We start from the raw sequence: 21,228 nt of genomic DNA, 5'->3' as shown, positions 1-21,228 counted from the left end.
ATCTTACACCAATTACAGACGACTCTAATACCGACTTACTCAATCACCCGCACTTCGAGTGGCCGCAGCTGCGGCAGGTCATGCAGCCTTCAATCATTTGCATGTCGAACTGGCCGCAGCTCGGGCAGGCCTTGCCGCGCGGCGCGTTCAGGTTCACCACCTGCGCCTGCGGGTCGGACTTCAGCCCCATGCCCTCGCCTTCCAGGAAGCCGGTCTTGACCATGTGTGTCTCGATCACACCACCGATCGCCGCCAGGATAGAGGGGATATACTTGCCCTGCACCCAGGCACCGCCGCGCGGATCGAAGACCGCTTTCAGCTCTTCCACCACAAAGGACACATCGCCGCCGCGCCGGAACACGGCCGAGATCATGCGCGTGAGCGCCAGGGTCCAGGCGTAGTGCTCCATGTTCTTGGAGTTGATGAACACCTCGAACGGGCGGCGGTGGCCGTTGATGATGATGTCGTTGATGGTCAGGTAGATCGCGTGCTCGGAATCCGGCCACTTCAGCTTGTAGGTATGGCCCTCCAGCGACTGCGGGCGGTCCAGCGGCTCGGACATGTAAACCACTTCGGCGCCGTTCTCATCCACGTCGCTCTCATGCGGCGCCTTGGCGGTCTCGCCCGGCGCGGTGTCAGCGCTCTCGCTGACCGACAGGACCGAGCCGGTCACATCGTTCGGACGGTAGGTGGTGCAGCCCTTGCAGCCCTGGTCCCAGGCCTGCATGTAGACGTCCTTGAAATCGTCAAAGGAGATGTCTTCCGGGCAGTTGATGGTCTTGGAAATCGACGAGTTGATCCACTTCTGCGCCGCCGCCTGCATCTTGACGTGGGCCGCGGGGCTCAGCGTCTGGGCGTTGACGAAATAGTCCGGCAGTTTGGCATCCGCGCCGAATTTCTCGCGGTACATCTGCACCGCATAGTCGACCACTTCCTCCTCGGTGCGGGAGCCGTCCTTCTGCAGCACCTTGCGGGTATAGGCATAGGCAAACACCGGCTCGATGCCAGAAGACACGTTGCCTGCATACAGGGAAATTGTGCCGGTCGGCGCGATCGAGGTCAGCAGCGCATTGCGGATGCCGTGCTCGCGGATCGCGTCGCGCACGTCATCGTCCATGTTCAGCATGTTGCCGGAGTTCAGGTACGCCTCGGCGTCGAACAGCGGGAACGCGCCCTTTTCCTTGGCCAATTCCACCGACGCCAGATACGCGGCGCGGGCGATCGCGTGCAGCCAGCGGTCGGTCTGACGCGCCGCCTCGTCGGAGCCGTATTCCAGACCCAGCATCAGGAGCGCATCAGCCAGGCCGGTGACACCCAGGCCGATCCGGCGCTTGTTTTTGGCCTCTTCCGCCTGTGCTTCCAGCGGGAATTTGGAAACGTCAACCACGTTGTCCATCATCCGCACGGCGGTGGCGACCAGCTCCTGCATCGCCTCCTGGTCCAGATGCGCGTCTTTCTCGAACGGGTTGGCCACCAGCCGCGCCATGTTGATCGAGCCCAGCAGGCAGGCGCCATAAGGCGGCAGAGGCTGCTCGCCGCAGGGGTTGGTGGCGCAGATGTTCTCGATATAGGAGAGGTTGTTGGCCTTGTTGATGCGGTCGATGAAGATCACGCCCGGCTCGGCATAATCATAGGTCGCCTGCATGATCTTGTTCCACAGGTCGCGGGCCTCGACGGTATGGTAGACCTTGCCATCGAACACCAGCTCCCAGGAGCCGTCCGCCTTCACCGCTTCCATGAAGGCATCGGTGACCAGCACCGACATGTTGAACATGCGCAGGCGCGCCGGGTCGGACTTGGCGGTGATGAACTGCTCAATGTCCGGGTGGTCGCAGCGCATGGTCGCCATCATCGCGCCGCGGCGCGAGCCGGCCGACATGATGGTGCGGCACATCGCGTCCCATACATCCATGAAGCTGAGCGGACCAGAAGCATCCGCCGCCACGCCCTTCACATCGGCGCCGCGCGGCCGGATGGTCGAGAAGTCATAGCCGATGCCGCCGCCCTGCTGCATCGTCAGCGCTGCCTCTTTCAGCATGTCGAAGATGCCCGACATGCTGTCCGGGATGGTGCCCATGACAAAGCAGTTGAACAGGGTCACCTGGCGCGCGGTGCCTGCGCCCGCAGTGATCCGGCCCGCCGGCAGGTATTTGAAATCCTCCAGCGCACCAAAGAACTTCTCTTCCCACGCCTCCGGCTTTTTCTCCGCCCGCGCCAGATCCCGCGCGATCCGCCGCCAGGTGTCCTCGACGGTCACGTCGATCGGCGCGCCATCGGCCTGCTTGAAACGGTACTTCATATCCCAGATCTGCTCGGCAATGGGGGCGGCAAAGCGGCTCATGTGTCGGTCCTTTGAGTCGTAGTGGCGTCTTAGCGTCGGAAAAGCGGCTCCGGCGCCGGAAATTACCCCGGCAGCGAATCCGCGAATTGTTAATGCTTACTTGCAGCAAAAGCGTGGAAGAACACAATACCTTGAAGGCAGCGATCAGTAAACTACTATATACTGTCAGAACTATGGACGACTCTGTGGGGAACCTGTGGATAAACGCGTAAATCTTGTGAAGCTTTCGGTGGGCACCGAAAGCGTCGAAAGCCTGATGGCCTGGCAAGCGATGCGCCGCAAGGAGCTGCCCGGCGGCCTGCCCCGCCACGTCACCCGCATGTGGCCCAAGCGCGAGGCCGAGATCCTCAATGGCGGCTCGATCTACTGGGTGATCAAGGGGCTGATCCAATGCCGCCAGCGCATCCTGCGGCTGGATGAGGTGACGGGCGAGGACGGCATCCGCCGCTGCGCCATCGTGCTCGATCCGGAGGTGCACCGCACCCATACGGCGCAAAAACGCCCGTTTCAGGGCTGGCGTTACCTCAAGCCCGAGGAATCGCCTGCCGACCTGCCCGCAGGCAAGACACAGGAAGAACCGCTTCCGCCGGAGCTGTCGCAGGCGCTGGCCGAGATTGGCGTGATCTGATCCAGCCGCTGCGGCGGCCTGGGCAGGCGGCAACCCGCCTGCCCCTCCAGCACTGCTATTTTACTTCAGCAAGGCAAGCAGCTCTTTAGCGGCAGCTTCCGAGGACGCCGGGTTCTGGCCGGTGACCAGCTTGCCGTCGACCTCGACGTAAGACGCCCAGTCATCGCCCTTGCGGTAGTCGGCGCCGTTGTCCTTCAGCATATCCTCGACCAGGAAGGGCACAACATCGGTCAGGCCCACGCCCTCTTCTTCGCCGTTGGTGAAACCGGTCACGCGGCGGCCTTTGACCAGCGGTTCGCCATCGCTGCCCTTCACGTGCCGGAACACGCCCGGCGCGTGGCAGACGGCGCCGATCGGGCGGTCCGCGACGGCAAAGCTTTCCAGCAGCTTGCGGCTGTCCGCACTCTCGGCCAGATCCCACAACGGGCCGTGGCCGCCGGGATAAAAGACCGCGTCGAACTGATCCGCGTCGACACTGGACAGTTTCACTGTATTGGCCAGTGCCTGCTGCGCGGCGTCATCCTGCTTGAACCGGCGGGTGGCATCAGTCTGGGCGTCCTCAGAGTCCGATTTCGGATCCAGCGGCGGCTGGCCGCCCTTGGGCGAGGCCAGGGTGATCTCGGCGCCGGCATCGCGCAGCACGTAATAAGGTGCGGCGAATTCCTCCAGCCAGAACCCGGTTTTTTCCCCGGTGTCCCCCAGCTGATCGTGCGACGTCAAAACCATCAGAATTTTCATAGCCTGTCCTTTCAGTTGGAGTTTACCCCACCCCAGCTAAGACCGGCGCCGCGGATTTAAACCCGGGCGCCGGAGAAAGGCATCACGCCATGTTCACGGTTTCTTGAGGTTGCGCACCGGCCCGCCCGGACAGGCTGCCGCGCTCAGGCGCGGTTTTCCAGCAAATCCAGCAAGGTATTCAGCGCCGCCTTGTCGTCAGCCGTGTATTTCGCCACCCGGCTGCGCCACAGGGTGGCCTGCGACTTCAGCACCAGGCCGTCGCTCAGCAGCTTCAGGTGGTTTGCCCGCAGGGTTTCACCGGTGGAGGTGATATCGGCGACCATCTCGGCGGTCTCGTTCTTTACCGTGCCTTCGGTTGCGCCCTGGCTGTCCACCAGCTGGTAATCCGCCACGCCCGCATCGGTCAGGAATTCCCGCACAAGCCGGTGGTACTTGGTGGCAATCCTCAAGCGGTGGCCGTGCTGCGCCCGAAACGCCGAGGCAGCCGCATCCAGGTCATCCAGCGTGTCCACGTCGATCCAGAACTGCGGCACCGCCAGCACCAGGTCGGCATGGCCGAACCCCAACTCCGCCAGGTCTTCCACCTGCTGTTCGAACCGCGGCAGCTTCTCCTGCACAAGGTCGGTGCCAGTGACGCCCAGGTGAATGCGCCCCGCTGCCAGCTCGCGCGGGATTTCGCCCGCGGACAGCAGCACCAGCTCCATGTTCGACACGCCCTCGACCGCGCCGGCATATTCCCGGTCGGACCCGGTGCGCGACAAGGTCACGCCGCGCTTGGCAAACCAATCGAAGGTCTTTTCCATCAGCCGCCCCTTGGACGGCACGCCCAGCTTCAAGGTCATGCGCGCGTCTCCTCAAGCTGCAGCATCAGGTCGGGGCGCAGCACGCCCCCCACCGCCGGGATCTCCTCGCCGTCGCCCAGCTGCCGGGTCAGCGCGTCATAGCGCCCGCCGCTGGCGACCGGCGGCAGATCGGGGCGCGCCTCGGCATAAAAGCCGAAAACGAACCCGTCATAATACTCCATCGAGGTGCGCCCGTAGGACGCCTCGAAATCCAGGTTCTCGACGTCCACGCCGCGCGCCTTCATCGCTGCGGTGCGCGCATCCAGCCGGTCCAGCGCCGCATTGATCTGCGGCAGGTCCACGGCAATATCGCGCATCTGCTCGGTGGCAAACGGCACCGTCTCCCGGACCGCCATCAGCGCTTCCAGCGCCAGCAGCTCGTTTTCGGAAATCGGCGGCGCCTTGGCATCCTCGCGCAGCGCATCGACCCGCGCCTGCACCTCTGCCGCACGGCGCTTGCCCAGCTCCATTGCCGAGCCGGTCAGATCGCCCTCGGTTTCCAGCAGCTTCCTGCGGCTTTCCGGCACCGGGGTGCGCCCTGCAAAGCGATCCAGCAAAGAGCGGAACCGGCGCGGACGCCAGATGTGCCGCATCAGCGCCGCCTTGCGTTTGCCCGTGGTGTTCAGCCCCTGCACCGCGGCCATCAGGATGCCGATATCACCAGTCGCCGCCCGCAAGGGCAGCCCCCGCACCTGCAGCGCAAACAGCGAAAACACCTCGGCATCCGCCGCCGCGGCATCATCGCGCTCGAACACCTCATAGCCGACCTGGAGGTACTCGTTGGGCCGGTCCGGATCCATCTCCTGACGCCGGAACACTTCGCCGGAATAGGTATAGCGCGCAGGCTCTGCGCCGTGGCGCATATGCGCCTCCACCACCGGAACGGTGAAGTCCGGGCGCAGCATCTGCTCGCCGCGCAGCGCGTCCGAGGTCACATAGGCCCGCGCCCTGATGTCCTCGCCGTACAAATCCAAAAGCGTGCCAGCAGGCTGCAGCAGCGGCGTGTCCACCACCTGCGCGCCTGCGGCCTCGAACCGGAGCCGCAGCATCGCAGCACGGGCCTGTATCTGGGATTGAACCGCCATAATCAGCCCTGCCCGTCCAGGATTTCACGCACCTTGGCCACCAGTTCCGTGCGGGGCACTTCAAACTGGCTCGGGCGTTCCTTCCACTCTTCCAAGGTCGCGCTTTCGGCAATCTTGGCGCCCAGGATCAGGTCCTTGATCTGCACCACGCCATTGGCCTTTTCGTCGCCGCCTTCGATCACGGCGACAGGAGAGTTCCGCTTGTCCGCATACTTCAGCTGGTTGCCGAAGTTCTTGGGGTTGCCCAGATAAACCTCGGCCCGGATGCCCGCGTTGCGCAGCTCCGCCACCATCGCCTGGTAATCCGCCATCCGGCCGCGGTCCATCACGGTGACGACCACCGGCCCGGTGGCCTCCGCCGTCAGCCGCCCCTTGGCGTGCAGCGCCGCCAGCAGCCGGTCGACACCGACCGAAACACCGACAGCCGGCACTTCCTGCCCGGTGAAGCGCTTGACGAGGCCATCATACCGCCCGCCGCCTGAGACCGAGCCGAACTGCCGCTTGCGGCCCTTCTCGTCCAGGATCTCAAAGGTCAGCTCCGCCTCGAACACCGGGCCGGTGTAGTACCCCAGCCCGCGTACCACCGAGGGGTCGATCTCGATCCGGTCCTTGCCATAGCCGCCCGCGGCCAGCAGCTCGCCGATCTGCTCCAGCTCGGCAATGCCCTCCTGGCCAATCTTGCTGTCGCCCACGGCGGCGCGCAGGTTGGAAATGGTGCCCGCAGCCTCAGCCGCCTTGGAGGTGAGGAAGGCCAAAACCGGCGCTGCTTGATCGTCCGACAGGCCAACCCCGTCGATGAACGCACCGGAAGCATCCAGCCGGCCCTTGGTCAGCAGCTCACGCACGCCGGCTTCGCCCACCTTGTCGAACTTGTCGATGGTGCGCAGCACGTCGTCGCGCTTGGCATCGCCATCGCCAAGGCCCATCGCCTCAAGCACGCCGTTCAGGACCTTGCGGTTATTCACCCGCACCAGATAGTCGCCGCGCGGGATGCCGACGGTCTCCAGCGTGTCGCTGAGCATCGCGCAGATCTCGGCATCAGCAGCCATCGAGGCGCTGCCCACGGTATCCGCATCGCACTGGTAGAACTGGCGAAAGCGGCCCGGCCCCGGCTTCTCGTTGCGCCAGACGGGCCCCATCGCATAGCGGCGGTAGGGCGTCGGCAGGTCGTTGCGGTGCTGTGCATAAACCCGCGCCAAGGGCGCCGTCAGGTCATAGCGCAGCGCCATCCAGTCGCCGTTGCCGTCGTCCTCAGTCTCCTGCCAGGCAAACACGCCCTCGTTCGGGCGGTCCACGTCCGGCAGGAATTTGCCCAGCGCTTCAACGGTTTCCACCGCCGACGACTCCAGCGCCTCGAACCCGTAATGATGATACACACCCGCGATGGCCCGCAGCATCTCGCTGCGCTGGGTCACCTCCGCACCGAAATAGTCACGGAACCCCTTCGGCGTCTGCGCCTTGGGGCGGGGCTGTTTCTTCACTTTGGCCATCTGCGGCCTCCTCACGGGTAGCGGTTTCACTCGCCCGGCGGTCTAGCGGAAGCAGGCCGCAACGGCAAGACGAAGCCGGCAGGAGCCAATGCCGCAGCAGATAAAGCGGGACGAGGGTTGCGCCGGTCCGAGGGGAGGCGCAACCGCGCCGCCCCGTGAGGCGGGTCATGCCGGAGGCATGTTTTTGGTATGACGCGGCCCGGCCTCGCGTCCGGGCGGGACTTTGCATTTGAACGTTGCTCCTTTATGAGCCCCATCAAACCTTAGGAGACACGCCATGCAGCATCTGGAAGAGCAAATCGCCCATCTGACCCGCAGCGTGGAGGAGATGAGCGACGTGATCGCCCGCCAGCAGAAGGAGATCGACGTGCTGACCCGCCGCGTCGCCATGCTGATGCAGCGCGAGGCCGAGCGCCAGCAGGACGGCGGCGGCGGCGTGGTGATCGGCGACGAGCGCCCGCCGCATTACTGACGGCCTGCCGCAGGCGGCGGAAGAATTTTGACTGAAAATTCTTGCTCAGAAAATTTGCAATTTTCTGATTGCGGCCGCCCTGCCTCGCACGCCGCTAGCCGCCCTGGGCAGCCCCAAAGCCCTGCCCGACAATGCGCGCGGCCAGCTGCACATGCTCGGCCTGGCTCTCCCCTTCCGACAGCGCAGAAAGCGGAATGTCCAGTTCGTAGACCAGCTTGCCGCCGCCGATCGTCCTGCTGGCTTCACCCTGCAGCATCGACGGCACAATCTGGGTCAGCAGGCGGGTGCCGAACCCGGTTCTCCCGGCCCCGTCCTGAGGCAGCTCCGAATGCGGCGAAACATCTTCTACCCACCGCAGCTGCAGCCGCTTCTGCCCTGGGCCCTTCTCGCTGACCACCCAGGTCACGCTGATCCGCGCATCCTCCGAGCCGTATTTTTGCGCGTTTGTCGCCAGTTCATGCAGCGCCAGGCTGATCTGCTGCGCCGCCTCCGAACCCGTCTTCACGTCCGGGCCGCCGACCGTCAGCCTGTCGCCAAAGGTCAGCTGAACCGGTTCAAGCTGCGAACGGATAACGCCCCCCAGATCGGCCGTGGCGCCCGACGGCTCCTGCATCACCGTCTGGGTGGCAGAGGCCAGCGCGTTCAGCCGCCCGGTGAAGACGCTGACGAATTCGTCCACGTCCGTGACGCCGCGCGCGCTCTGCCGCGCCATCGACGACACCACGGCAATCATGTTGTGGCTGCGGTGCACCGCTTCCCGGGCCGTCACGGCGAGTTTGGCGTTGACGTTCCGCAGTTCCGCCGTGCGCTCCTCCACCTGAACCTCAAGGTCGTGCCGCGCCTGCCGCAGCACATTCAGGGTCGCTTCATGCGCGGCCACTTCATCCAGCAGCTTGCTGTTGGCGTGTTCCAGATCGCGGCGGCCCGGTATCGCGACCAGAACCGGAACCAGTTTGAACAAGACCACCGCGGTGGTTGCCGACACCAGGCCGGTCGCGAGCTTCAAAAGGCCCTGTGCAGGGTAGACCGGCCACCAAAGCGTCACGATCGACACCGCATGGGTAAGGCCGCAAAGCAGGATGAAGGAGGCAAACAGCAGAACCAGACCGCGGTGCTTGATATCCTCGCGCTGCTTCAGAACTCTGAGCAGGGCCAGCGGTATGGCGAAATAGGCGAGGAATATCAGCACGTCCGATCCGGCCCAAAGGATCAGCAGCCAAGGCTCCCAAAGCAGGCACATGCCATGCGGCATGTATTGCCCGAAATCCAACAATGTCTGCACTGCGGCAACCTCCACTCCTATGGCGGAACCGGTGCCGGCCGGATCCATTCAGGCACCCAACGCGGTCCTGCACTCATACGTTGCATTAATTTTCCCGCGAGGGAACCCGCGGTGCAGGCACCGGGGTTTCCGTCAGTGGCCGAAGGCTCCCCTGCCCCTCAGATCTCCTCCACGTCCATCACCCCGTCGAGCGACTTCAGTGCGCCCTTAATCTGCGGGTTGATCGGGAACGCCTGGCCCAGGTCCATCTCCACATCGCCGGGCAGGCCTGGATCCTGAAGGTACATATAGACCTCGCCGCGCGCGGCATTGCGGGCCGCCGCCTTGGCGTCCTCCAGCACCTGCGCCACGGTGCCCACGGCAGCGGCGTCGCTCAGGTAAACCCGCAGGCTGCTGCGCCCGGCATCGGCTATGGCGGAATCCACCGGCCCCACCGAACGCACCAGCAGCTTCAGCTGATCGCTCTCCATCGTGGCCTCGGCGGTGATCACCACCTTGGACCCGGTCTCCAGATACTCGCGGCTCTTCTCCAGCACCTCGGAAAACAGCGTCACTTCAAACGCGCCCGAAGGGTCCGACAATTGAGCAAAGGCAAAACGGTTGCCGCGGGCGGATTTCCTCTCCTGCCGTCCGGCCACCACGCCTGCCATCTTGGCGATACAGGCACCGCGCTCGGCCTTGGCGGTCACCTCATCCAGCGTCATCACATCCTTGCGCTTCAGCGCCGGCATGTAATCGTCCAGCGGGTGGCCTGACAGGTAGAAGCCGATCGCCTTGAATTCCTCGCTCAGCCGCTCGGCCGGCAGCCAGTCCGGCACCGAGGGCAGACGCGGCTCAGGCAGGTCCTCGCCCGCCTCGCCGAACAGCGACACTTGGTTCGAGTTCCGCTGGTCATGCACCGCGGCGGAGTAGTCCACCAGCGCGCCAAGGCTCTCAAACACCCGGCGGCGGTTGGAGTCGAGCTGATCGAACGCCCCGGCCCGCGCCAGCATCTCCAAGGGCCGCTTGCCGACCTTCTTGAGGTTCACCCGGCGGGCAAAGTCGAAGACATTGACAAAGGGACGTTCGCGGCCGTCCTCATCACGGGCCTCAGCCACCAGCCGCATCACGTCCAGGCCGACGTTCTTCAACGCGCCCAGCGCATAGACCAGCTCACCGTTCACCACGTTAAAGGTCGCCAGCGAGCGGTTGATGCAAGGCGGCACGTATTTCAGCCCCAGCCCCTTCTTCACCTCTTCGAAGTAGATCGCCAGCTTGTCGGTCAGGTGAATATCGCAGTTCATGACACCGGCCATGAACTCCACCGGATGGTTCGCCTTCAGCCAGCCGGTCTGGTAGCTGACCACCGCATAGGCCGCCGCGTGGGATTTGTTGAAGCCGTAGTTGGCGAATTTCTCCAGAAGGTCGAAAACCTCCGAAGCCTTCTTGGCCGGAACCCCATTCTCCGCCGCGCCCTTCTCGAATTTCGGGCGTTCGGCGTCCATCGCCTCCTTGATCTTCTTACCCATTGCCCGGCGCAGCAGGTCCGCACCGCCTAGGGTGTAGTTCGCCATCACCTGGGCGATCTGCATCACCTGCTCCTGATAGACGATGATGCCCTGGGTTTCTTCCAGGATGTGGTCGATCAAGGGGTGGACAGAGGTGATCTCGCGCTGGCCGTTCTTCACCTCGCAATAGACCGGGATGTTCTCCATCGGGCCGGGGCGGTACAGCGCCACCAGCGCCACGATGTCCTCGATACAGGTGGGTTTCATGCGCTTCAGCGCATCCATCATGCCGGTGGATTCCACCTGGAACACCGCCACCGTCTTGGCCCGGGAGTAGAGGTCGTAGGTGACCTTGTCATCCAGCGGAATGGCGTTGATCTGGTTCTCCGCCCCCTCCGGCGGGTCATAAAGCTGGGTGCCGTCCGCCGCGATATGCAGGTCGCGGCCCGACTGGAAGATCAGGTCCATGGCGTTCTGAATGACGGTCAGGGTCTTGAGGCCCAGGAAGTCGAATTTCACCAGCCCGGCCTGCTCCACCCATTTCATGTTGAACTGGGTTGCCGGCATGTCAGAGCGCGGATCGCGGTAAAGCGGCACCAGCGCATCCAGCGGCCGGTCGCCGATCACCACACCCGCGGCGTGAGTACCGGCAGAGCGCAGCAGCCCCTCCACCTGCTGGCCGTAAGTCAAAAGCCGGTCCACCACCGGCTCGTTGCGGGCCTCCTCGCTCAGCCGCGGTTCTTCCTTCAGCGCGTCGGCGATGGACATCGGCTTCACGCCCTCGACCGGGATCAGCTTGGACAGCCGGTCCACCTGGCCATAGGGCATCTGCAAGACCCGCCCCATGTCGCGTACCGCCGCCTTGGACAGCAGCGCGCCAAAGGTGATGATCTGCCCCACCTTGTCGCGGCCATACTTCTCCTGCACATATTTGATCACCTCTTCCCGGCGGTCCATGCAGAAGTCGATGTCGAAGTCGGGCATCGACACCCGTTCCGGGTTCAGGAAGCGTTCGAACAGCAGTGAATACCGCAGCGGATCAAGGTCGGTAATCGTCAGCGCATAGGCCACCAAGGAGCCCGCACCGGAGCCCCGCCCCGGCCCCACCGGAATATCGTGGTCCTTGGCCCATTGGATAAAGTCGGCAACGATCAGGAAGTAGCCGGGGAACCCCATCCCCTCGATTATCCCCAGCTCGAAGTCGAGCCGCTCCTGGTACTCCTCCACGCTCACCGCATGCGGGATCACCGCAAGCCGCTTCTGCAGGCCCTCGTTGGCGATGCGGCGCAGTTCGGCCACCTCGTCATCGGCGAATTTCGGCAGGATCGGGTCGCGGCGGTACGCCATAAAGGCACAGCGCTTGGCAATCTCCACCGTGTTCTCGATCGCCTCGGGCAGGTCGGCAAACAGCGCAACCATCTCCTCCTGGCTCTTGAAGTAATGCTGCGCGGTCAGCCGCCGCCGCGGCTCCACCTGGTCGACATAGGCGCCCTCCGCGATGCAGATCATCGCGTCATGCGCCTCGAACATCTCCGTGTTCGGGAAGTAAACGTCATTGGTGGCGACCAGCGGCAGGTCCATCGCATAGGCCATTTCCACATGGCCGCGCTCGGTCTGCTTCTCCGCCTCCGGCTGGCCATGCTCGCCCGGATGGCGCTGCAACTCGACATACAGCCGGTCCGGGAAAATCGCCTTCAGCCGCTGCATCAGCGCTTCCGCCGCCGAACGCTGTCCCATCTGCAACAGCCGCCCCACCGGTCCGTCCGGCCCGCCGCTCAGGCAGATCACCCCGCCGGAATAAGTCTCCAGCTCCTCCAGCGTCACATGCGGCAGCTCGCCCCCCTGCCGCAGGTACAGGCAGGAATTCAGCTTCATCAGATGCTCATATCCCGCCTCGCTCTGCGCCAGCAGCACCAGCGGCGCAGGCGGCTTGGGCCGCTCGCCCGGTGCCGGCTCCGTGAACCGCAGATCCACCTGACAGCCGATGATCGGCTGCACCCCTGCCCCGCTCGCCGACACGGAAAACTCCAGCGCCGAGAACAGGTTGTTGGTGTCCGTCACCGCAATCGCGGGCATCTCGTGCCTCTTGCAAAGGTCCGGCAGCTTCTTCAGCCGCAGCGCCCCCTCCAGCAAGGAATACTCGGTATGGGTGCGCAGGTGAATAAATCGGGGAGAGCTTGTCATGCCGCCACGCTACCGTATTGCCGCAGCGGGGTGAACGGGCGAACTGCACAGCCCGCCTCCCGCAATTGCGGAACGGTCTCTTGCTATTTTCAGGATTTTTTTGAAGCTGTTTCGCCATCCAGCCGGCCCAGCCGCAAAGATACAGCTAAAAAGCATAAAAAATAACAGCATAGCCGCGAATCCCGCAACTTTATTGCGCCGCAGATTACTGCAGTGCGGCGGCGGTTTTCCTTGCTTTGACAAGGGGATGCTCCCTAGGCTGTTAGCAGCAAGCAATAAACAGCCCGCCGCACCTTCTACGCCGCATCGAAGGGCGGCACATCGGGTCAACGGGGTAACGCGGCGGGTCTCGGGAAGATGGCACTCACCTTTCGTCTGAACGGTGAAACGGTCCGCATCACGGACGCACGCCCGTCAGTAACGCTGCTGGACTGGCTGCGCGAAGAACAGGGCCTCACCGGCACCAAGGAGGGCTGCAACGAAGGCGATTGCGGCGCCTGCACCGTCATGGTCACGGATTCACGCGGATCGAAGGCGTTGAACGCCTGCATCCTGTTCCTGCCGCAATTGCAGGGCAAATCCGTCCGCACTGTCGAGGGCGCCTGCGGCCCGGACGGCAGCCTGCACCCGGTCCAGCAGGCGATGGTGGACCGCCACGGCAGCCAATGCGGCTTCTGCACTCCCGGTTTCATCATGTCGATGGTCACTGCCCACGCCAACGGCGCCACGGATTTCGACGACCAGCTCGCAGGCAACCTCTGCCGCTGCACCGGCTACGCCCCGATCATCCGCGCCGCCGAGACCGCCAAAGACGCCCCCGTCCCGGACTGGATCGCCGGTGAGGCCGTTTTCAGCTTTCCAGAAATACTCCGGGGGGAGGCCGAAGGCCGGGGGGCAGAGCCCCCTATGCTCCCGGCCTCCGCAGACGAACTAGCCGACCTCTACAGCGCCCGCCCCGACGCCACCCTGGTCGCAGGCGCCACCGACGTCGGCCTCTGGGTCACCAAGCAGCTCCGCCACCTGCCGCAGATGATCTTCCTCGGCGGCTGCGATGACCTCAAGGGGATCGAGGTCACGGACAGCACCGTCCGCATCAAGGCCATGGCAGACATGAACGATCTGCGCGCCGCGATGGAACCGCTGCACCCGTCGTTTGCCGAAATGCTGCGCCGCTTTGCCTCCCAGCAGATCCGCGCCGCCGCCACCGTGGGCGGCAATATCGCCAACGGCTCCCCCATCGGCGACACCCCGCCCGCGCTGATTGCCCTCGGCGCCACCCTGCACCTGCGCAAGGGGGACAGCCGCCGCGAACTGCCGCTGGAGGACTTCTTCATCGACTACGGCAAGCAGGACCGCCAGCACGGCGAATTTGTTGAGGCCGTCAGTTTCCCGCGCCAGCCTGACGCCCTGAAGGTCTACAAACTCTCCAAACGCTTCGACCAGGACATCTCCGCGGTCCTCGGTGCCTTTAACGTGACCGTGATGAACGGCAAGGTCTCCGCCGCCCGCATCGCCTTTGGCGGCATGGCGGGCATCCCGAAACGCGCCGCACACGTCGAGGCCGCCCTCACCGGCCAGCAATGGGATGAGGCCACCATCGAGGCCGCCTCAGCCGCTTTCGATCAGGACTTCACCCCGATGACCGACATGCGCGCATCGGCTGAATACAGGCTGGAAACTGCGCGCAACATGCTGGCCCGCTATTTCGCCGACCTGAACGGCCAGCCGGTCTCGGTTCTGGAGGTGCGGCCATGAGCGTCACCAAACCCCTGCCCCATGACTCCGCCCGGCTGCATGTGACCGGCGCCGCCCGCTATGTCGACGACATCCCCTCGCCCGCGGGCACGCTGCACCTGGCCTTCGGCCTCTCCCCCATTGCCCGCGGCCATATCACCGGCATGGACCTCAGCGAAGTCCAGCAAAGCCCCGGCGTCGTGGCGGTACTGACCGCCAAGGGGCTGCCCTTTGCCAATGACGTCTCCCCCTCGATCCATGACGAGCCGCTGCTGGCGGCGGGCACCGTCAACTATGTCGGCCAGCCGGTGTTCATGGTCGTCGCCGACAGCCACCTCAATGCCCGCATCGCCGCCCGCAAGGGCCAGGTGGACTATACCGAGGAACCCGCCCTCCTGACCCTGGACGCGGCGCTGGCCGCCGACAGCCGGTTCGAGGAAGGCCCGCGCATCTATCAGAAAGGCGACGCTGCCTCCGCCATTGACGCCGCCCCGCGCACCGTCGAAGGCACGTTTGAGCTGGGCGGGCAGGAGCACTTCTACCTCGAAGGCCAGGCCGGAATGGCCTGGCCGCAGGAGGATGGCGGGATGCATGTGTTTTCCTCCACCCAGCACCCGACCGAGATCCAGCACAAGGTTGCCGAGGCCATTGGCCTGCCGATGCACGCCGTCCGGGTCGAGACCCGCCGCATGGGCGGCGGCTTTGGCGGCAAGGAAAGCCAGGGCAACGCGCTCGCCGTCGCCTGCGCGGTGGCGGCCCGGCTGACCGGCAAGCCCTGCAAGATGCGCTATGACCGTGATGACGACATGGTTATCACCGGCAAACGCCACACCTTCCGCATCTCCTACCGCGCGGGCTTTGACGGTGACGGCCGCCTGCAAGGCGTCGAGTTCCTGCATCTGGTGGATTGCGGCTGGGCGCAGGACCTGTCGCTGCCGGTTGCCGACCGCGCCATGCTGCACGCCGACAATGCCTATCTGATCCCGAACATCCGCATCGAAAGCCATCGCCTGCGCACCAACCGGCAAAGCGCCACCGCCTACCGCGGCTTTGGCGGCCCGCAGGGCATGGTGGGGATCGAGCGGGTGATGGACCACATCGCCCATGATCTGGGGCTGGACCCGGCAGAGCTGCGGCAGCGCAATTACTACGCGCCGATGCGGAGCCCCGATGCCCCGCCGGGCGAGCCGCAAGAGACCTCCGGCCAGCCTGCGGACCCGGACGCCGACCTCGCCTCCCGCGGCGCCCCGGCGCAGCCCGCCAAGACCAGCCCGCCGCCCAAGGACGTGCAGACGACCCCCTACCACATGCCGGTCGAGGACTTCATCCTGCACGAGCTGACCGCCGGGCTGCTGAAAACCTCGGACTACGCGGCACGCAAAGACGCAATTGCCAAGTGGAACCAGGGCCAGACGCATCTGAAGCGCGGCATTGCCTTCTCGCCGGTGAAGTTCGGCATTTCCTTCACCCTCACCCACCTCAACCAGGCCGGCGCTTTGGTGCATGTCTATCAGGACGGCTCGGTGCATCTGAACCACGGCGGCACCGAGATGGGCCAGGGCCTGTTCCAGAAGGTGGCGCAGGTCGCCGCCAGCCGCTTCGGCATCCCGCTGGACATGGTCAAGATCACTGCCAGCGACACCGGCAAGGTGCCCAACACCTCCGCCACCGCCGCCTCCTCCGGCTCGGACCTGAACGGCATGGCGGTCAAGGCCGCCTGCGACACCATCCGCGACCGCATGGCCGAACATCTGGCGCTGCAGAACCAGGCCAGCCCTGGCGATGTGGTGTTTGAAAACGGCACGGTCCGCATCGGCCAGGACGAGATGACATTCGAGAAGGCTGCCATGGCCTGCTACCAGGGCCGCGTCAGCCTGTCGGCCACAGGCTTCTACAAGACCCCCAAGGTCGAATGGGACCGGATCAAGGGCCAGGGCCGCCCGTTCTACTACTTCGCTTACGGTGCAGCAGTAACGGAGGTGGCCGTCGACGCGCTCACCGGCGAGAACCGCATCCTGCGTGCCGACATCCTGCATGACGCCGGCACCTCGCTGAATCCGGCGCTGGACATCGGCCAGATCGAGGGCGGCTATGTCCAGGGCGCGGGCTGGCTGACGACCGAGGAACTGGTCTGGGACAATACCGGACGCCTGCGCACCCATGCGCCCTCCACCTACAAGATCCCCGCCTGCTCCGACCGGCCTGATGTGTTCAACGTGAATTTTTTCGACGGCCAGAACCGCGAGGACACCATCTACCGCTCCAAAGCGGTGGGCGAGCCGCCGTTCATGCTGGGCATCTCCGCCTGGCTGGCCCTCAGCGATGCGGTCTGTGCCTTTGGCGACGCCTATCCGGCGCTCAATGCGCCTGCCACCGCAGAAGAGGTCTGGCGCGCGATCCGGAGAGTGCGCGATGGGGTTTGACGTCCAGGAACTGCGCCGGGCGGTTGCCGAGCATGGCCGCGTGGTGCGGGTGGTGATCGCCGCCATCCGCGGATCCTCCCCGCGCGAGACCGGCACCGCGATGCTGGTGTGGGAGACCGGCCAGTCCGGCACCATCGGCGGCGGCACCCTGGAATTTGAGGCGGCAGAGGCTGCCCGGCGGCAAGTCGCCCCCAAGCAGATCAGCACCCACGCGCTGGGGCCCGACCTGGGCCAGTGCTGCGGCGGTGCGGTCACGCTTTTCAGCGAAGTTTATGAGGCCGGAGACCTGGCCGCGCTGGATAGCCACGTCATCGCCCGCCCGGCCAGCCCGGCGCTGATGCCGGTGGCGGTAAAGCGCCTCCTCGCTGGCGCCCGCGGCCAGGGGCAGACACCCGCGCCGCAGCTGGTCGAGGGCTGGATGATCGAACCGGTGCATCAGCCGCAGTTGCCGGTCTGGATCTGGGGCGCGGGCCATGTCGGGCGGGCGCTGGCGGATGTGCTGGCGCCGCTGCCGGATCTGCAGATCACCTGGGTGGATACCGACGCCGAGCGATTCCCGGACGGCATCCCGTCCGGCGTCACCGCGGTTCCGGCAGCTGACGTTGCGCTCCTTGTGCCCCATGCGCCTGAAAACGCTGCGCATTTGGTGCTGACCTATTCCCATGCGCTGGATCTGGCGCTATGCCACGCGCTGTTGGGCCATGGCTTTGCATTTGCCGGGCTGATCGGCTCCAAAACCAAATGGGCGCGGTTCCGCTCGCGTCTTGCCGCCCTGGGGCACTCTCCCGGGGCAATCGCAAGGATCACCTGCCCGATCGGCGATCCGGAACTTGGAAAACACCCGCAGATGATTGCGGTCGGCGTGGCGGCGCAGCTGCTGCGGCACGGAAAAGAAGACGAACAGAGAGAGGACCGGCGCGCGTGAGTGTACCACTGTTGAGCCTGCAAGGCCTGACCAAGGCCTACCCCGGGGTTGTGGCCAATGACACCGTTTCCTTTGACATCGGCGAGGGAGAGGTTCACGCCCTGCTCGGCGAAAACGGCGCCGGGAAATCGACGCTGGTCAAGATGATCTATGGCCTGGTGAAACCCGACAGCGGCAAGATGCTGCTGCGCGGCCAGCCTTTTGAGCCGGCCGAACCGCGCCAGGCGCGGGCGGACGGCATCGCCATGGTGTTCCAGCACTTCTCGCTGTTTGACGCGCTGAACGTGGCCGAGAACATCGCGCTCGGCATGGAAAACCCGCCGGAGATGCGCGACCTTGCCGCCCGGATCCGCGAAGTCTCCGAAACCTACGGCCTGCCGCTGGACCCGTTCCGCACCGTCGGCGACCTGTCCGCAGGCGAGCGCCAGCGGGTCGAGATCATCCGCTGCCTGCTGCAGGATCCGAAACTGCTGATCATGGATGAACCGACCTCGGTCCTCACCCCGCAGGAAGTCGATATCCTGTTCGAAACCCTTCAGAAACTGCGCTCCGAGGGGACCTCGATCCTTTATATCTCGCACAAGCTGGAGGAAATCCGCACCCTCTGCGATCACGCCACCATCCTGCGCCTCGGCAAGAACGTCGGCGAATGCACCCCGGCTGACACATCAGCCCGCGACATGGCGGAGATGATGGTCGGCAGCACGTTGCAAACGCCCCAGCGCGCGAGCCGGGAATTCGGTCCCGTCGCGATGGACATCTCCGGCCTGTCGGTGCCGGCGCTGTCTGCCTTTGGCACCGCGCTTAAGAATGTGCATCTGACCGTGCGCAAGGGCGAAATCCTCGGCATCGGCGGTGTTGCCGGCAACGGCCAGGACGAGCTGCTGGGCGTGCTGTCGGGCGAGACCCTGACCGAAGCGGATGCGGTGAAGCTGCATGGGCAGCCGATCGGCAAGCTGGGCCCAACGGCGCGGCGCAAGCTGGGCGTGCTGGCCGCGCCGGAGGAACGGCTGGGCCACGCCGCCGCCCCGGACATGAGCCTGACGGAAAACGCCATGCTCACCGGGTCAGTGCGCGAGGGGCTGGAGAAGAACGGTTTCCTCGACTGGGGCAAGACCAAGGAGTTTGCCGAGCGCGTCATCAAGGCCTTTGACGTCCGCACGCCGGGCCCCGGCAATGCGGCGCGCTCGCTGTCGGGCGGCAACTTGCAGAAGTTCGTGATCGGGCGCGAGGTGCTGCAGGACCCGGATTTGCTGGTGGTGAACCAGCCAACCTGGGGCGTCGATGCCGCCGCTGCCGCCGCCATCCGCCAGTCCCTGCTGGACCTGGCCGCCAAGGGCGCCGCAGTCATCTGCATCAGCCAGGACCTGGATGAGCTGATGGAAATCTCCGACAGCTTTGCTGCGCTCAATGAAGGCCGCCTCAGCGCCCCGCGCGAAGCGGCGGGCCTGACGGTGGACGAGATCGGCCTGATGATGGGCGGCGCCCACGGCATGGAGGTGGCGCATGTCTGACAACGCCCGCAGAGTTTTCGCCTTCGGCGAGAGTATTTTTGGAAAGATGAAACAGGGAGCCGCTTGAATGATCCGGCTTGAGAAAAGGCCGCAGCCGTCGCGGGCCTGGTCGATGGCGACGCCGCTGGTGGCGGTGCTGGCGACGATGTTTTTTGGCGGGCTGTTGTTTGCCGCGCTTGGCAAACCGCCGGTTGAGGCGATCCGCACCATTTTCTGGGAACCGCTGTTTGGCGAGTTTGCCTTCTACTACCGCCCGCAGCTCTTGGTCAAAGGCGCGCCGCTGGTGCTGATCGCCATCGGCTTGTCGTTGGGCTTCCGCGCGGGCATCTGGAATATCGGCGCCGAAGGCCAGTACATCATGGGCGCCATCTTTGGCGCCGGGGCCGGCCTTGCCTTCTACCCCTCCGAGTTGTTCCTGATCTTCCCCTTCATGGTCCTCGCCGGCGCATTCGGCGGCTGGATCTGGGCGATGATCCCGGCAATTCTCAAGACCCGCTTCGGCACCAACGAAATCCTGGTCTCGCTGATGCTGGTCTATGTGGCCGAACAGTTCCTGGCCTCGGTCTCCCTTGGCCTCTTGAAGAACCCGGAGGGCTTCGGCTTCCCCGGCTCCCGCAACCTGCAGTCCTGGGACGCCGCCCACAATGCGGAGCTGATTACAGGCACCGGCATGCACTGGGGCGTGGTGGCGGCGCTGATTGCGGTGATCTTTGCCTATGTTCTCTTGAACCGACACATGACCGGCTACCACATCCGCCTCACTGGCGAGGCGCCGCGGGCGGCAAAGTTCGCGGGCGTCAACCCCACCCGCCTGGTGCTGTTCTGCCTCGGCACCTCCGGCGCGCTGGCGGGGCTGGCCGGCATGTTCGAGGTCTCGGGGCCTTCGGGCCAGATCTCCATCGACTTCAACGTGGGCTATGGCTTTACCGCGATCATCGTCGCCTTCCTGGGCCGCCTGCATCCGGTGGGCATCCTGCTGGCAGGCGGTCTGATGGCGCTGACCTATATTGGCGGCGACATCGCGCAGTCGAACCTGCAGCTGCCCGCCGCGGCCATCCAGGTGTTCCAGGGGATGCTTCTGTTCTTCCTGCTGGCCTTCGACCTGCTCACCAATTTCCGCATCGCAATCGGCAAGCCGGAGGTGGCGTAACATGGATCTTTCTGCAATCAACCCGGTCCTGCTCATCGCCTCGCTGATGGTGGCGGCAACACCGCTCTTGCTGGCGGCCATCGGCGAACTGGTGGTCGAGAAGGCCGGCGTTCTGAACCTCGGGGTCGAGGGGATGATGATCGTGGGCGCCATCGCCGGTTTTGCCACTGCGGTGGAGAGCGGCTCGCCGCTGCTGGGCTTTGTCGCTGCCGCGTTTGCCGGCGCGGCGTTGTCGGTCCTGTTCGCGATCCTCACCCAGTTTGCCCAGGCAAATCAGGTCGCCTCCGGCTTGTCGCTGACGCTGTTCGGCCTTGGCCTGTCGGCGCTGATGGGGCAGTCCTATGTCGGTGTGAAGCCGCCGCAGATGGGCGACATCCACATCCCGGTGCTGAGCGACCTGCCCGTCGTTGGCCCGATCCTGTTCGGCCATGACATCATCCTCTACTTCGGCATCGTGCTGACCGCCGCGGTCTGGTGGATGCTGAAGTATTCCCGCATGGGCCTGGTGCTGCGCGCCGTGGGCGAAAACCACGATGCGGCCCACGCGCTGGGATACAAGGTGCTGAAGATCCGCCTGGCGGCGATCCTGTTCGGCGGCGCCTGCGCGGGCATCGGCGGCGCCTACATCAGCCTAATCCGGGTGCCGCAGTGGACCGAGGGCATGACCGCCGGCATCGGCTGGATTGCCCTGGCGCTGGTGGTGTTTGCCAGCTGGAAACCCTGGCGCGCGCTGCTGGGTGCCTATCTCTTTGGCGGGGTCACCGTGGTGCAGCTCAATCTGCAGGCGGCAGGCGTTGCCATTCCGGTCGAGTATCTGGCAATGTCGCCCTATCTGATTACCATCCTGGTGCTTGTTATCCTTTCCGCGGACAAGAGCAGCGCACCCGCCGCGCTTGGCCGCAATTTCCACGCCTCCCGCTGACGCGGGGGGCC

General features: G+C 65.0%; 15 protein-coding genes. 8 read left to right on the top strand and 7 right to left on the bottom strand.

Annotated features, from left to right (window positions below):
* Positions 1 to 43: 43 nt before the first annotated feature.
* Positions 44 to 2,341 carry an adenosylcobalamin-dependent ribonucleoside-diphosphate reductase gene (locus ACXAED_RS13245; protein ID WP_475050486.1) on the bottom strand — a complete coding sequence of 766 codons (2,298 nt, stop codon included), beginning with the start codon at positions 2,339 to 2,341 and terminating at the stop codon, positions 44 to 46.
* A 196-nt stretch (positions 2,342 to 2,537) separates the two neighbouring features.
* Here ACXAED_RS13245 and ACXAED_RS13240 point away from each other — a divergent pair, with 196 nt between their 5' ends.
* Entirely contained in the window at positions 2,538 to 2,969 is a 432-nt protein-coding gene (locus ACXAED_RS13240) for a DUF1489 family protein (protein ID WP_475050484.1), read from the top strand.
* A 60-nt stretch (positions 2,970 to 3,029) separates the two neighbouring features.
* On the opposite strand, the gene ACXAED_RS13235 is transcribed toward ACXAED_RS13240, so the two are convergent.
* From ACXAED_RS13235 to hisS, 4 genes are all read right to left on the bottom strand, one after another.
* Positions 3,030 to 3,707, bottom strand: a complete 678-nt coding sequence (locus ACXAED_RS13235) for a type 1 glutamine amidotransferase domain-containing protein (protein ID WP_475050482.1) — start codon at positions 3,705 to 3,707, stop codon at positions 3,030 to 3,032.
* A gap of 143 nt (positions 3,708 to 3,850) precedes the next feature.
* The gene (gene hisG / locus ACXAED_RS13230; protein ID WP_475050480.1) at positions 3,851 to 4,549 is read right to left on the bottom strand and encodes an ATP phosphoribosyltransferase; all 699 of its coding nucleotides are present in this window, start codon (positions 4,547 to 4,549) and stop codon (positions 3,851 to 3,853) included.
* Entirely contained in the window at positions 4,546 to 5,634 is a 1,089-nt protein-coding gene (locus ACXAED_RS13225; RefSeq protein WP_475050479.1) for an ATP phosphoribosyltransferase regulatory subunit, read from the bottom strand. The genes hisG and ACXAED_RS13225 overlap by 4 nt, the downstream gene beginning before the upstream one ends.
* A gap of 2 nt (positions 5,635 to 5,636) precedes the next feature.
* Positions 5,637 to 7,124 (bottom strand): histidine--tRNA ligase, encoded by a 1,488-nt coding sequence (gene hisS, locus ACXAED_RS13220; protein WP_475050477.1) that lies wholly within the window; start codon positions 7,122 to 7,124, stop codon positions 5,637 to 5,639.
* Between the two features lie 277 nt (positions 7,125 to 7,401).
* On the opposite strand from hisS, the gene ACXAED_RS13215 reads away from it, so the two are divergent.
* The gene (locus ACXAED_RS13215; RefSeq protein WP_475050475.1) at positions 7,402 to 7,596 is read left to right on the top strand and encodes a SlyX family protein; all 195 of its coding nucleotides are present in this window, start codon (positions 7,402 to 7,404) and stop codon (positions 7,594 to 7,596) included.
* Between the two features lie 94 nt (positions 7,597 to 7,690).
* Here ACXAED_RS13215 and ACXAED_RS13210 read toward each other — a convergent pair whose 3' ends face one another.
* Entirely contained in the window at positions 7,691 to 8,878 is a 1,188-nt protein-coding gene (locus tag ACXAED_RS13210; RefSeq protein ID WP_475050472.1) for a sensor histidine kinase, read from the bottom strand.
* 158 nt (positions 8,879 to 9,036) lie between these two features.
* Positions 9,037 to 12,549 (bottom strand): DNA polymerase III subunit alpha, encoded by a 3,513-nt coding sequence (gene dnaE, locus ACXAED_RS13205; protein WP_475050470.1) that lies wholly within the window; start codon positions 12,547 to 12,549, stop codon positions 9,037 to 9,039.
* Positions 12,550 to 12,906: 357 nt separating this feature from the next.
* On the opposite strand from dnaE, the gene xdhA reads away from it, so the two are divergent.
* The 6 genes from xdhA to ACXAED_RS13175 all read left to right on the top strand — a co-directional run bounded on the left by xdhA (position 12,907) and on the right by ACXAED_RS13175 (position 21,217).
* Positions 12,907 to 14,304: a xanthine dehydrogenase small subunit gene (gene xdhA, locus ACXAED_RS13200; protein WP_475050469.1), complete on the top strand. Its 1,398-nt coding sequence runs from the start codon at positions 12,907 to 12,909 to the stop codon at positions 14,302 to 14,304.
* On the top strand, positions 14,301 to 16,706 hold the full coding sequence (gene xdhB, locus ACXAED_RS13195) for a xanthine dehydrogenase molybdopterin binding subunit (RefSeq protein WP_475050466.1): 2,406 nt from the start codon (positions 14,301 to 14,303) through the stop codon (positions 16,704 to 16,706). The genes xdhA and xdhB overlap by 4 nt, the downstream gene beginning before the upstream one ends.
* Entirely contained in the window at positions 16,696 to 17,631 is a 936-nt protein-coding gene (gene xdhC / locus ACXAED_RS13190; protein WP_475050464.1) for a xanthine dehydrogenase accessory protein XdhC, read from the top strand. The genes xdhB and xdhC overlap by 11 nt, the downstream gene beginning before the upstream one ends.
* On the top strand, positions 17,628 to 19,145 hold the full coding sequence (locus ACXAED_RS13185; RefSeq protein WP_475050462.1) for an ABC transporter ATP-binding protein: 1,518 nt from the start codon (positions 17,628 to 17,630) through the stop codon (positions 19,143 to 19,145). Before xdhC ends, ACXAED_RS13185 begins: the two co-directional genes overlap by 4 nt.
* 67 nt (positions 19,146 to 19,212) lie before the next feature.
* Positions 19,213 to 20,295, top strand: coding sequence for an ABC transporter permease (locus ACXAED_RS13180; RefSeq protein ID WP_475050460.1), 1,083 nt, complete (start codon positions 19,213 to 19,215; stop codon positions 20,293 to 20,295).
* Between the two features lies 1 nt (position 20,296).
* Complete coding sequence (locus tag ACXAED_RS13175) at positions 20,297 to 21,217, top strand: ABC transporter permease (RefSeq protein WP_475050457.1); 921 nt, start codon at positions 20,297 to 20,299, stop codon at positions 21,215 to 21,217.
* Positions 21,218 to 21,228 lie beyond the last annotated feature (11 nt).

It is taken from the genome of Leisingera sp. ABM4_103 (assembly GCF_056158685.1).
Note: the sequence above shows the minus strand (reverse complement) of the source record. Positions and strands in the feature narration are given on the sequence as shown.